Here is a 12469-nt window from a genome sequence, read left to right on the forward strand (position 1 = left end):
ACCGGCCAGCGCGAACACCGATAAAGTTGACTTGGTTTATGCCACCCGAGTCGATGCTCCAGGAGGATTTCATGCGCACGATCGTTTTCAGCAGCCAGACCTACGACCGCGACAGTTTCCTCGGTGCCGATTGCCCGGCGGGTATCGAACTGCATTTTCAACCGGCGCGGCTGAGTCTCGACACTGCCGCACTGGCCGAACATCACGAAGTGGTTTGCGCCTTTATCAACGACGACCTCAGCGCCGCCGTGCTGGAGCGTCTGGCGGCCGGCGGCACACGCCTGATCGCCCTGCGCTCGGCCGGTTACAACCATGTCGATCTGGCCGCGGCGAAACGCCTGGGCCTTGACGTCGTGCGTGTCCCGGCCTACTCGCCGCATGCGGTGGCCGAGCATGCCGTGGCCCTGATCCTCGCCCTCAACCGGCGCTTGCACCGCGCCTACAACCGCACCCGTGAAGGCGATTTCAGTCTGCATGGCCTGACCGGTTTCGATCTGGTCGGCAAGACGGTCGGCATCGTCGGCACCGGGCAGATCGGCGCCACCTTCGCGAAAATCATGCACGGTTTCGGTTGTGAACTGCTCGCGTACGACCCGTACCCGAATCCTCAGGTGCTGGCCTTGGGTGCCCGTTATCTGAGCCTGCCGGAGTTGCTCGCGCAGTCGCGAATCATCAGCCTGCACTGCCCGCTCAACGAGCAGAGCAAACACCTGATCAACCGCGACTCACTGGCGCACATGCAGGCGGGGGCGATGCTCATCAACACCGGTCGCGGCGGTCTGGTGGACACCCCGGCGCTGATCGATGCCTTGAAGGACGGGCAACTGGGTTATCTGGGTCTGGATGTGTATGAGGAAGAGGCGCAGCTGTTTTTCGAGGACCGCTCCGACCTGCCGTTGCAGGACGACGTGCTGGCGCGCTTGCTGACCTTTCCGAATGTGATCATCACCGCGCATCAGGCGTTTCTGACACGCGAGGCGCTGGGCGCGATTGCCGCGACGACCCTGGACAATATCGCGACCTGGGTTGCGGGGTCACCGCAGAACCAGGTCGAGGGTTAAGCGCTTTAGCGCTTACTTAAGGGAGGACGCCAGAATCAGCAGCGCCAGCCAGCCAAAACCGAACAGGCGTTGTTTTGCCGAGTGGCCATTGCGCAGCAGGAACCAGACAAACACCATCGGCAACAGGAACACCATGATCTTCAGCCAGCCTTCCACCGGGCGGCTGCCATCCTCATTGATATGCGTCACGGCTGCTTGCGCGGCCGGTTGCTGACGCCGTTGCCCCGCCGCTGCCGGCATGATGTTCGGTAACGGCTCTGGACTTTCAGGCGCGATGACAGCAGCCTCGGCCACAGTCCTGTTGCGCGGCAGACTGCCGAAAGAAATCGTCGCAGGCTTAGCCGGTGCCCCGGCGCTCTGCGCGTCGGCCTGTTGTTGCGCCATCGGCGCCCCGCAATGAATGCACGCCGAGGCTTGCGAGCTGATGCTGCGCTTACATTCATAACATTCGATCAGCGCCATGTTCCGTTCCTTCAGAGTCGAGGGCGGCAGTTTGCCATGGGCCAAGGTCGATTTGAACCTGATCGAAGGTCGCAAGCGCACGTCAATTTGCAACGTGGCCCGTGCTAGCATGTCGCGCATATTTGGAGGACCCATGGTCGAACACGATTTCCGCTACAACCTGATGAACCCGCAACACACCCTCACCGAATGCCGCGCCCTTGTACCGGGCCGCTATCAGGTCACCGGCAACGGTGGCTCGATCCGCATCGGTGACGCCCTGCTGGTCACCCTTAAAGGCAGCAAGGACTTGTCCATGCGCCTGACCGTCGAAACCGTCCGCCACCTGATCAATCCGCCAGGCCAATGGACCGCAATGACCACGGGCCCGGTGTTCGGCGAACTGGCGATTCACACCTGGCAGGTCAACTGCGACAGCTGCGCCAAAGAGCTGAGCTTCGAGTTCGCAGTAGACGCCAAGCTGGGCAAAGCCGCAGAAAAACCGGCCGCCACGGCGCGCATTGCCGAGTTGGGCTGGAAAGCCGTTGGCGAGAAACATCTGTGCCCGAAATGCCAGGAGCCTGCGTGATGAAACGCCTTGCCCTGACCGCTCTGGTCGGTGTTGGCCTGGCGGGCTGCGCCGCGGAGCCTGTGCAACTGCAACAGAACCGCAGCTACATTCTGGAGTGGATCGGCGAACGGCCATTGATGGATTACAGCCATCTGACCGTGACCCTCGGCGATGATGGCCGCGCCTACGGCAACGGCGGCTGCAACCATTGGTTCGCGCCGTACACCCTCGATGGCGACAAGCTGAGCTTCGGCAAGATCGGCAAGACCCGCAAACTGTGCGCGCCGGCACTGATGGAGCAGGAACAACGCTTCCTTCAGGCGCTGGAGCAGGTCGAGCGCTGGGATATTTCGCCGATCGAACAGATGCGCTTCTGGCCGGCGCAAGGCAAGCCGCTGCGCTGGTGGCTGGAAGAGGGTTGAACCTCATATCCTCGATCCGCTGAAGATTACCTGTGGCGAGGGAGCTTGCTCCCGCTCGGCTGCGCAGCAGTCGTAAATCGGTTACCGCAATTTACCTGTTGCACTGCGGCGGCCGGGTTTGGGGCTGCTTCGCAGCCCAGCGGGAGCAAGCTCCCTCGCCACAAAAAGCCATTATTGGGTCGCCTGCAACGCCTCAAGCCTGGCCATCACCCCCGCCGCTGTCTGCTCCCCCAGCAACTGCTCCCGCACCTTGCCCTTGTTGTCGATGATGTAAGTCACCGGCAAGGCCTCACTGCGCGGCAAGTCGAACAACTCCGCCGGATCCTGCGCCAGTACAGTGAACTTGATGCCGAGTTTTTCACTGGCGTCTTTCAGTTCTACACCCTGCACGTTGTCGAAGTTGACCCCGAATACACCGACATTCTTGCTCTTGAGTTCATCCGCCAAATGGTTGAGTTCAGGGATTTCCGTGCGGCACGGGCCACACCATTCAGCCCAGTAGTTGATCACCACCCATTGTTTGTCGAGGCGCTCGGACGCCACTTTCTGACCGTTCTGGTCGATACCATAGTCATTACCGCAGCCCCCCAGCATCAACGCCCCGATTATCGTCAATGCCGCTGCCAATCGCCGTGTCATGTCCTGTTCCTTGTGAAAATTTGAATACGCCTGCGACCCATCGCCTCCCGAGGTTCTGGATTGCGCGTTGCACAGTTAGAATAGCCGCCACTTTACGCCAGAAGCGACCCGCCATGACCGATCTGACGCTTTATCACAATCCGCGCTGCTCGAAATCCCGCGGCGCGCTGGAACTGCTTGAAGCCCGCGGCCTGACTCCGAACGTCGTGCGCTATCTCGAAACGCCGCTGGACGCCGCACAGATCAAGGCCCTGCTCGGCAAGCTCGGGATCAGCGCACGGCAACTGCTGCGCACCGGGGAAGATGAATACAAAACCCTGAACCTGGCCGACGCCAGTCTCACCGAGAAACAATTGATCGAAGCGATCGCGGCCCATCCCAAGCTGATGGAACGACCGATTCTGGAAGTCGGCGACAAAGCCGTCATCGGCCGTCCACCGGAGCAGGTCCTGGAGTTGCTGCCGTGAGCGCGCCGTACATTCTGGTTCTGTATTACAGCCGCAGCGGCTCGACCAACGAGATGGCCCGGCAGATCGCCCGTGGTGTCGAGCAGGCCGGCCTCGAAGCGCGTTTGCGCACTGTGCCGGCGATCTCCACCGAGTGCGAAGCCGTGGCCCCGGACATCCCGGACGAAGGCGCGCTCTACGCGACCCTCGATGACCTGAAGAACTGCGCCGGTCTGGCCCTCGGCAGTCCGACCCGGTTCGGCAACATGGCTGCACCGCTCAAATACTTCCTCGATGGCACCAGCAACCTCTGGCTGACCGGCGCCCTCGTCGGCAAACCGGCCGGCGTGTTCACCTCCACCGCTAGCCTGCATGGCGGCCAGGAAACCACGCTGCTGTCGATGATGCTGCCGTTGCTGCACCACGGCATGCTGATCACCGGCCTGCCCTACAGCGAATCGGCGCTCCTGGAAACCCAGGGCGGCGGCACACCGTACGGCGCCAGCCATCACGCCGGGGCGGATGGTAAAAGTGGCCTCGACCAGCACGAAGTCGCACTGTGCCGGGCGCTGGGCCTGCGTCTGGCCAAGACTGCGCAGAAACTGGAGGGCTGACGGTGGCGAAGAAGCCGAAAATCCTGCCCTCCGTCGAGTGGCTTGAGCCGAGAGTGAAGGCGATGCGGGTGATCAGCTTGCTGAGCTTTTTTGCTTTGGCCGGACTGCTCGCCGCCTACTATCTGGTATTCGCCGACCTGCATGGCGCCCGACCGTGGGTGATTCTGCTGGTCGAGCTGATCCCGTGGCTGGTCCTCGCCCCGGCGATGATCATGGGCAGCGCCCGTGGGCATTCGTGGATGTGTTTTGTGGTGAATCTGTATTTCATCAAAGGCGCACTGGCGGCGTATGACCCGAACCGGCAGATGTTTGGTGTGCTGGAGATGGTCGCGAGCCTGGCGGTGTTCTGCTCAGCGCTGCTGTATGTGCGGTGGCGGTATCAGTTGAATCGCAAACTGGCTGGCGAGGGCGAGATCAGCGTCGCCTAAGCCGACGCCATCGCTGGCAAGCCAGCTCCCACAGGATCTGTGTTGAAACACAATAATGTGATCAATACAAAAACTGTGGGAGCTGGCTTGCCAGCGATTGGGGCGACGCGGTCTTAATGATTCACGGTGTACGCGAGCATCATCGAGATCTGGCTCATCGCCCGCCCGCCGCTCTGTTCATGCCACTGGTTGAATGCATCCTGCACAATCGCCAGATCGCGCAGACTGGTCGGCACCTTGTCGACGATCTTCTGCGCATTCAGCGCCGCGACCACGTCATAGCTCGGCACAAAGGTATCCTTGCCGACCATGCGCAAAAACCGTGGGGCCGATAGTCCGCCCAGTTGATGGCCGTGTTTTTTCAGGTAGGTCCACAGACCGACAATGTCGGTCACCGGCCAGTCGGCGATCAGCGCGCCGAAGCTGCCCTTGTCTTTCTCGACATCCAGAATGAACTGCGCATTGCGCGGCACGCTCTTGAGCTTGCCCAGGTGACGGATGATCCGTGCATCCTGCATCAGCCGTTCAAGGTGTTCGGCGCTCATCAGCACGACTTTTTCCGGGTCGAACTTGAAGAACACTTCTTCGAAGGCCGGCCACTTGGCATCCACCAGACTGTGCTTGAGCCCCGCGCGAAAAACGCGCAGGGCCATGGTCGAGAGGTAGCGATCGTCGCTGATTTTGCGCAATTGCGCCGGGGTCTTGGGAACGGGCAGATGGGCTTCCAGTTCAGCCGCCGAACCAAAGCGGTTCAGACAGTATTCGTGCAGCCACTTGTAATCGCGCATGCCCTCTCCTATTTAACGAAACGAAGAAACCAATGTGGGAGCGAGCCTGCTCGCGAAAGCAGTGTGTCAGTCAACATTGATGCTGGCTGACATGACGCCTTCGCGAGCAGGCTCGCTCCCACAGTGATCGGGTTTACAGATTGACGACGTTGACGAACCGCGAAGCCGCCGTCTCATCGATCTTCAGGCTGGTGAAGTCGAACAGGTTGCGGTCGGCCAGTTGCGACGGCACCACGTTCTGCAGACTGCGGAAGATGCTTTCAGTTCGCCCCGGGGTCTTGCGATCCCAATCCTGAAGCATTTCCTTGACCACCTGACGCTGCAGGTTTTCCTGCGAACCGCAGAGGTTGCACGGGATGATCGGGAATTCCTTGAGGTCCGAGTAGGCCTGGATGTCCTTCTCGTTGCAGTACGCCAGCGGACGGATCACCACGTTGCGGCCGTCATCGGCGCGCAACTTCGGCGGCATCGCCTTGAGGGTGCCGTTGAAGAACATGTTGAGGAAGAACGTCTCGACGATGTCGTCGCGATGATGACCGAGGGCCATTTTGGTCGCGCCGATTTCGTCGGCAAAGGTATACAGCGTGCCACGACGCAGGCGCGAGCACAGCGAGCAGGTGGTCTTGCCTTCCGGAATCAGCTCTTTGACCACCGAGTAAGTGTCTTTCTCGACGATGTGGTACTCGATGCCCAGCTCTTTGAGGTAGGCCGGCAGCACGTGCTCGGGGAAGCCCGGCTGCTTCTGGTCCATGTTCACCGCGACGATCTCGAACTTGATCGGTGCAACCTTCTGCAGGTGCATCAGCACGTCGAGCATGGTGTAGCTGTCCTTGCCCCCGGACAGGCAGACCATGACCTTGTCGCCGTCTTCAATCATGTTGAAGTCGGCGACCGCTTCCCCGGCCAGGCGGCGCAGGCGCTTTTGCAGTTTGTTCTGGTTGACCGTAAGAGTGCCCATGACGCGAAATCCGTGAGGTGTGACGAAGGGCCGGCATTTTACGCAAAAACGTCGTGGGGGCGAAGGGCCGTGGGTCTGTCCCATTCTTCCGAGGTCTGCATTGCCCTCGGTGGCGAGGGGATTGATCCCCGATCGGCTGCGCAGCAGTCGTCAAGCCATCCACCGCGAAGTATCGGGAAAATAGAGTTCTGAGGTTTTGGGGCTGCTTTCGCACCCCATCGGGGATGAATCCCCTCACCACAAATATATTTCCAGGATAACCAAGAGTTGATACCAAGAGCCTGCGGCGATTAAGCCCCCTGTTTACAGCGCGATTTGCTCTAAGCCCCTAGTCCCTGTGCGGTTAAGTCCTTTCTATACTGCGACATAAGGTCGCACACATCTGAAGACCTGAATTTGCTCGGCCTCATTGGCCCGTAGGCGCTCCGTTGGGGGGCGATGGCAATAACAAGAGGAGTGACTGGCATGATCCATCACGTAGTGGGACTTTTTACCCACCCCGATCAGGAATGGAAGGAAATCCGTGGCGACCAAGAGGAAAGCATCAGCCACATGTACCTCACACACACGCTGATTCTGGCGGCGATCCCCGCTGTCTCGGCGTTCATCGGCACCACGCAGGTCGGTTGGGTGATCGGCAATCGCGCGCCGGTCATGCTCACGGTCGAAAGCGCCATCTGGATGACGGTCATGTCGTATCTGGCGATGCTCGGCGGGGTCGCGGTGATGGGCGCGTTTGTGCACTGGATGGCCCGCACCTACGACGCCAACCCGAGTCTGGCCCGTTGCGTGGCGTTTGCCACCTACACCGCGACACCGTTGTTTGTCGGCGGGCTGGCGGCGCTTTATCCGCATATGTGGCTGGGAATGATCGTCGGCACGGCGGCCATCTGCTACACGGTGTATCTGCTGTATGTGGGGCTGCCGACCTTCATGAATATTCCGTCGGACGAAGGTTTTCTGTTTTCCAGCTCGGTGCTGGCGGTGGGTCTGGTGGTGCTGGTGGCCATCATGGCGTTCACCGTGATCGTCTGGGGCCTGGGCGTGGGGCCCGTGTACACCAACTGACGCAATGACTCTCCGAGAAAAACAAGATCTGCCAATACAGGCCGCCGCAAGGCGGCCTTCTCGTCTCGCTGATGACCATTCGGCAGTTCGGCGATTCGCAAGTCCACAGGGTTGCGGCATACTCGACGCCTCTGGAGATCCATCAAGCATGCCCGAGCAACTCAATACCCGCGTCGAAGACTGTTACCAACTCGCTGAATCCTTTTTCAAACGTCATTTCCAACGCCCCGTGGTGAGCCTCAAGCTGCGCGGGCAAAAAGCCGGGGTCGCGCATCTGCACGAGAACCTGCTGCGCTTCAACCCGCAGTTGTACCGGGAAAACACCGAACACTTCCTCAAACAGACCGTGGCCCACGAAGTCGCGCACCTGATCGCCCATCAACTGTTCGGCGACCGCATCCAGCCCCATGGCGAGGAGTGGCAACTGATCATGCGTGGCGTCTACGAACTGCCGCCGGATCGCTGCCACACGTATGCAATCAAACGCCGCAGCGTGACCCGCTATATCTATAAGTGCCCGTGTGCCGACAGTGATTTTCCGTTTTCGGCGCAGCGCCATAGCTTGGTGCGGCAGGGGCGGCGGTATTTGTGCCGGCGGTGTCGCAATACCTTGGTGTTCAGTGGTGAGATGCGCGTGGAATAGTCAGTTTTGCAGTGACCTGACTGGCCCCATCGCTGACAGCCAGCTCCCACAGTGTCCGAGGTGGCCACATAAACCATGTCCGACACAAAACCTGTGGGAGCTGGCTTGCCAGCGATAGGGCCAACACAGACGCTAAAGAATCACCTTGGATGCACGCAACTCGGCAATCCGCTCGGGACTGAACCCCAACTCCCCCAACACTTGATCCGTATGCTGCCCCAACCCCGCGCCAACATGCCGTGGCGCCGGCAACGCCTCGGAAAATTTCAACGGACACGCCATTTGCGCCTGGGTCGTGCCATCCCCGCGCGGCACCTGGGTCACCAGTTCCCGAGCCTTTAACTGTGGATGGCGCACCGCCTCCCCCAGATTCAATACTGGCTCGACACACGCATCGATCCCGGCAAACAACTCGCACAGTTCGGCAAAGTCATGTTTTTCGAATTCGACCGTCAGCGCGTATTTCAACGCCCGCTGCTGCTCAGGCTTGGGCGACAAGCCTTGCGCCGCCAACTCCGGGCGACCCAGCGCCGTGCACAATTGCTGCATGAACCCAGGCTCGAGACTGCCTACCGACATCCAGCGCCCGTCGCGCGAGCGGTAGTAATCGTAAAAGCTACCGCCGTTGAGCATCTGGTCTTCCCACGCCGGCTCCTCGCCACAGGCCAGATACCCGGCACCGGCCATGGCGTTCAGGCTGAATGCGCAATCGGTCATGCTCACGTCCAGATGGGTGCCCTGCCCGGTCTGCTGACGGGCAATCACCGCCGCCAGCAGGCCGATCACCCCGTGCAGCGACCCGCCCGCCACATCCGCCACCTGCATGCCCAGTGGCAACGGACCGCTGTCGGCGCGGCCGGTGTAGCTGGCAAGCCCGGCCAGTGCGAGGTAGTTGATGTCATGCCCGGCGCGATCCTTGTACGGCCCGGTCTGGCCGTAGCCGGTGATCGACACATAAATCAGCTTCGGGTTGATCGCCTTCAGCGCCTCGTAACCCAGGCCCAGACGCTCCATCACGCCGGGGCGAAACTGCTCGAGGACGATGTCGTAGTCGGCCAGCAGTTGCTTGACCACCTCCAGTGCCTCGGGCTGTTTCAGATCCAGTGCGAGGCTGCGTTTGTTGCGATTGAGATAGGCGTGGCTAGCCGACATGCCCTGATCGTGAGGCGGCAACACCCGCAGCAGATCCAGACGGGTCGGCGACTCGATCCGCAACACTTCGGCGCCCATGTCGGCCAGCAACAGCGAGGCGAACGGCCCCGGCAGCAGCGTCGAGAAGTCGAGGATTTTCAGTGAGGCCAGCGGTGCAGACATGGGCGAACTCCTTGGGCGATGCACTCAGCCTAGGCAGCGATACCGCGTACGGCAATCACCGGAAATGTCAGCGAGTGTGACCGTTACGCTCAAATCGCAGGCAAGAAAAAACCCCTGTGGCGAGGGGATTCATCCCCGATGGACTGCGCAGTATTCCCTTCTTTTCAGTCAAAGAAGGGGCCGCTGCGCAATTCATCGGGGATAAATCCCCTCACCACAAGGGCTCTTCACAATCCGGCATCGCAGTGATGCCGGTTTTTTACTTACTTGACGTTGCTCGGCGTCGGGCCTTCAGCCACACCCAGGTCGTCTTCAGGACGGGTATCAGCGATACCGCGACCACCCGAAGCCAGCTCGGCTTGCAGGGTATCGGTGTCCAGCTCTTTCACCCACTTGGCAACCACGATGGTCGCAACAGCGTTACCCACCAGGTTGGTCAGTGCGCGTGCTTCGGACATGAAGCGGTCGATACCGAGGATCAGCGCCAGACCGGCCACCGGCAGGTGACCCACCGCCGACAGCGTCGCCGCCAGCACGATGAAGCCCGAACCGGTCACACCGGCAGCGCCTTTGGAGGACAGCAGCAACACCACCAACAGAGTGATCTGATGGGTGATGTCCATGTGCGTGTCAGTTGCCTGAGCAATGAACACCGCCGCCATGGTCAGGTAGATCGCAGTACCGTCGAGGTTGAACGAGTAGCCCGTCGGGATCACCAGACCCACGACCGATTTCTTCGCGCCCAGACGCTCCATCTTGATCAGCATGCGTGGCAGTACCGATTCCGACGACGAGGTGCCGAGTACGATCAGCAGCTCTTCACGGATGTAGCGGATCATCTTCAGCACGCTGAAACCGTGCATGCGCGCGATACCGCCGAGCACGATCAGAATGAACGCCAGGCAAGTGATGTAGAAGCAGATCATCAACTGACCCAACTGCACCAGCGAGCCGACACCGTAGGCACCGATGGTGAATGCCATCGCACCGAAGGCACCGATTGGCGCGAGCTTCATGATCATGTTGATGATGTTGAACATCACGTGAGCGAAGCGATCGATGAAGTCGAGGATCGGACGGCCATAGTCGCCCAGGCGATGCAGGGCGAAACCGAAGATCACCGAGAACATCAGCACTTGCAGGATGTCACCGGTAGCGAACGCGCCGACGATGGTGGTCGGGATCACGTTGAGCAGGAAGCCGACAACGCTCTGGTCAGCACCGGCTGCTACATAAGAAGCGACTTTCGAAGCATCGAGGGTGGCCACGTCGATGTGCATGCCGTTGCCCGGTTGCACGACGTTGACCACGACCAGACCGACCAGCAGGGCGATGGTCGAAACGATTTCGAAGTAAAGGAGTGCGTAACCACCGGTCTTGCCGACCGACTTCATGCTCTGCATGCCGGCGATGCCGCTGACCACGGTGCAGAAGATGATCGGAGCGATGATCATTTTGATCAGTTTGATGAACCCGTCACCCAGCGGTTTTACCGCCACGCCGAATTGCGGGTAGTAGTGACCGAGCGCGATACCGATACAAATTGCGACGATCACCTGGAAATACAGGGATTTGTACAGTGGCTGACGAGTCGTCATTGCAAGATTCCTCAAGCGTCCCGCGTGGCAGCATCCATCTGCTGACCGCGAAACCTGAATTGCGAACCCTCCTGCACTGGAGGGATTTGTTGTGTCGAGCGACGCTTTTTCCTGCCGGATCAACGCACGCTTCTGTCGCTCTTATCGCAAACGTCGTGCCACTTTGGTGCGTTTCGTAGCAAGCCTTTTGATATCAGGGATTACAGGGTCGTTTTGTCACCGTCTGGTTACTCCAGTGTGGCGGATTTCCGCCAACTCGCCCGATCTCGTCCTACAATTTGGCGGAAATCCGCCTTGTTGCCAGGTTCACCCCCAGCTACCATCCGGCGCCAGAGGAAGGATTTGCCGCTTATGCGCGAACGCACCATCGCCAGTCATTTCGCCCGTGCCGCCCTCGGTGGTGCGCGCCGCCTCGGATTCGATTATTCGGGCCTGCTGCTGGAACTGGGGATCAGCCCTGAATTGCTCGACGAGCCCCGTGCGCGCATCGCCCCGGAGCAGTTCACCCGGTTGATCCAGAGCCTGTGGCTGGCACTGGACGACGAGTACCTGGGGTTCGGCAAGGCACCGAGCAAACCCGGCAGCTTCGCCATGATGTGCCACGCCTCGATTCATTGCCGCAATCTGGAAAAAGCCCTGCAACGCGGCTTATTGTTTTATAGCCTATTCCCCGACGCCCCGCGCCTGACCCTGAGCCGCGAAGACGAATGGGTGCGCCTGAGCCTCGATGATTCACAGTTGTGGGACCCGGATCACTTCCTCACCGAAAGCCTGCTGGTGATCTGGCATCGCCTCGGCAGTTGGCTGATCGGCCAGCGCATCCGCCTGGAGCAGGCGACGTTCAGCTACGCGAAACCTGCGCACGGCGCTGAATACGATCTGTTGTTTCCCTGCCCGTTGGTGTTTTCAGCGGATCAAAGCAGTCTGCTGTTTCACAGCCGTTACCTGCACATGCCACTTTTGCAGGATGAACGCACCCTCAAACACTTCCTCGAACGCTCCCCCGCTGACTTGCTGTCTCGTCCGGATGATGGCGACAGTCTCAGCAGTCGCCTGCGCCGCTTGCTCAGCCGCGACAGTGCGCACTGGCCGGATCTGGAAGCGGTGGCGGCGCACTTGCACATCAGCCCGCAAACGCTGCGCCGGCATTTGCGTGAGGAAGGCACGAGTTTTCAGGAGTTGAAGGATCAGTTGCGGCGGGATATCGCCATTTATCATTTGGGGCGGGCGGATCTGTCGTTGCAACAGATTGCCGAGCAGCTGGGGTTTTCCGAGCCGTCGGCGTTTCATCGGGCTTTCAAGAAGTGGACGGGGGTGACGCCGGGGGCTTATCGGGCGCAGGAGCAGTGAGGTGTCTTCGAGATCTCGCCTTCTGAAATACCGTGGATTTCGGAGGTGGGTTTGTTTGTCTGGGATTTCTGGGGGGTTGGGGTTCTGGGGTTTGTGGGCATATCCGTTGCTGCGGGTGTTGCTGATTA

Annotated in this window: 15 protein-coding genes; 9 read left to right on the forward strand and 6 right to left on the reverse strand. The window is 60.2% G+C overall.

What is annotated here, in order from left to right; translation table 11 throughout:
- The first annotated feature begins 71 nt into the window (after positions 1 to 71).
- Entirely contained in the window at positions 72 to 1061 is a 990-nt protein-coding gene (locus AC3WMT_RS29075; RefSeq protein ID WP_103306875.1) for a 2-hydroxyacid dehydrogenase, read from the forward strand.
- A gap of 12 nt (positions 1062 to 1073) precedes the next feature.
- Here the strand turns inward: AC3WMT_RS29075 and AC3WMT_RS29080 are convergent, their stop codons facing one another.
- On the reverse strand, positions 1074 to 1523 hold the full coding sequence (locus AC3WMT_RS29080) for a hypothetical protein (protein WP_103306876.1): 450 nt from the start codon (positions 1521 to 1523) through the stop codon (positions 1074 to 1076).
- 133 nt (positions 1524 to 1656) lie between these two features.
- Here AC3WMT_RS29080 and AC3WMT_RS29085 point away from each other — a divergent pair, with 133 nt between their 5' ends.
- Together AC3WMT_RS29085 and AC3WMT_RS29090 are read left to right on the forward strand one after the other, a co-directional pair.
- On the forward strand, positions 1657 to 2091 hold the full coding sequence (locus tag AC3WMT_RS29085) for a hypothetical protein (protein WP_103306877.1): 435 nt from the start codon (positions 1657 to 1659) through the stop codon (positions 2089 to 2091).
- Positions 2091 to 2495: an META domain-containing protein gene (locus tag AC3WMT_RS29090; RefSeq protein ID WP_103306878.1), complete on the forward strand. Its 405-nt coding sequence runs from the start codon at positions 2091 to 2093 to the stop codon at positions 2493 to 2495. Before AC3WMT_RS29085 ends, AC3WMT_RS29090 begins: the two co-directional genes overlap by 1 nt.
- Before the next feature lie 171 nt (positions 2496 to 2666).
- Here AC3WMT_RS29090 and AC3WMT_RS29095 read toward each other — a convergent pair whose 3' ends face one another.
- Entirely contained in the window at positions 2667 to 3134 is a 468-nt protein-coding gene (locus AC3WMT_RS29095; RefSeq protein ID WP_103306879.1) for a TlpA disulfide reductase family protein, read from the reverse strand.
- Between the two features lie 113 nt (positions 3135 to 3247).
- On the opposite strand from AC3WMT_RS29095, the gene arsC reads away from it, so the two are divergent.
- The 3 genes from arsC to AC3WMT_RS29110 are packed head-to-tail and all read left to right on the forward strand — an operon-like array spanning position 3248 to position 4622.
- Positions 3248 to 3601 carry an arsenate reductase (glutaredoxin) gene (arsC, locus tag AC3WMT_RS29100; RefSeq protein WP_103306880.1) on the forward strand — a complete coding sequence of 118 codons (354 nt, stop codon included), beginning with the start codon at positions 3248 to 3250 and terminating at the stop codon, positions 3599 to 3601.
- The gene (wrbA, locus tag AC3WMT_RS29105; protein ID WP_103306881.1) at positions 3598 to 4194 is read left to right on the forward strand and encodes an NAD(P)H:quinone oxidoreductase; all 597 of its coding nucleotides are present in this window, start codon (positions 3598 to 3600) and stop codon (positions 4192 to 4194) included. Before arsC ends, wrbA begins: the two co-directional genes overlap by 4 nt.
- A gap of 2 nt (positions 4195 to 4196) precedes the next feature.
- Entirely contained in the window at positions 4197 to 4622 is a 426-nt protein-coding gene (locus AC3WMT_RS29110; RefSeq protein ID WP_103306882.1) for a DUF2069 domain-containing protein, read from the forward strand.
- Positions 4623 to 4735: 113 nt separating this feature from the next.
- Here the strand turns inward: AC3WMT_RS29110 and AC3WMT_RS29115 are convergent, their stop codons facing one another.
- Positions 4736 to 5410, reverse strand: a complete 675-nt coding sequence (locus AC3WMT_RS29115) for a DNA-3-methyladenine glycosylase I (protein ID WP_007917512.1) — start codon at positions 5408 to 5410, stop codon at positions 4736 to 4738.
- Between the two features lie 133 nt (positions 5411 to 5543).
- Entirely contained in the window at positions 5544 to 6368 is an 825-nt protein-coding gene (ttcA, locus tag AC3WMT_RS29120; protein WP_103306883.1) for a tRNA 2-thiocytidine(32) synthetase TtcA, read from the reverse strand.
- Between the two features lie 465 nt (positions 6369 to 6833).
- Here ttcA and AC3WMT_RS29125 point away from each other — a divergent pair, with 465 nt between their 5' ends.
- Together AC3WMT_RS29125 and AC3WMT_RS29130 are read left to right on the forward strand one after the other, a co-directional pair.
- The gene (locus AC3WMT_RS29125) at positions 6834 to 7436 is read left to right on the forward strand and encodes a Yip1 family protein (protein ID WP_007917515.1); all 603 of its coding nucleotides are present in this window, start codon (positions 6834 to 6836) and stop codon (positions 7434 to 7436) included.
- Positions 7437 to 7584: 148 nt separating this feature from the next.
- Complete coding sequence (locus AC3WMT_RS29130; protein ID WP_025112945.1) at positions 7585 to 8079, forward strand: SprT family zinc-dependent metalloprotease; 495 nt, start codon at positions 7585 to 7587, stop codon at positions 8077 to 8079.
- 132 nt (positions 8080 to 8211) lie between these two features.
- Here AC3WMT_RS29130 and AC3WMT_RS29135 read toward each other — a convergent pair whose 3' ends face one another.
- Entirely contained in the window at positions 8212 to 9393 is a 1182-nt protein-coding gene (locus AC3WMT_RS29135; protein WP_103306884.1) for a CaiB/BaiF CoA transferase family protein, read from the reverse strand.
- Between the two features lie 263 nt (positions 9394 to 9656).
- Complete coding sequence (locus AC3WMT_RS29140) at positions 9657 to 10991, reverse strand: dicarboxylate/amino acid:cation symporter (RefSeq protein WP_103306885.1); 1335 nt, start codon at positions 10989 to 10991, stop codon at positions 9657 to 9659.
- A 351-nt stretch (positions 10992 to 11342) separates the two neighbouring features.
- Here AC3WMT_RS29140 and AC3WMT_RS29145 point away from each other — a divergent pair, with 351 nt between their 5' ends.
- Positions 11343 to 12341, forward strand: a complete 999-nt coding sequence (locus AC3WMT_RS29145; RefSeq protein WP_103306886.1) for an AraC family transcriptional regulator — start codon at positions 11343 to 11345, stop codon at positions 12339 to 12341.
- Positions 12342 to 12469: the final 128 nt, after the last annotated feature.

The sequence above is a fragment of the Pseudomonas sp. FW305-7 genome, from assembly GCF_058786735.1.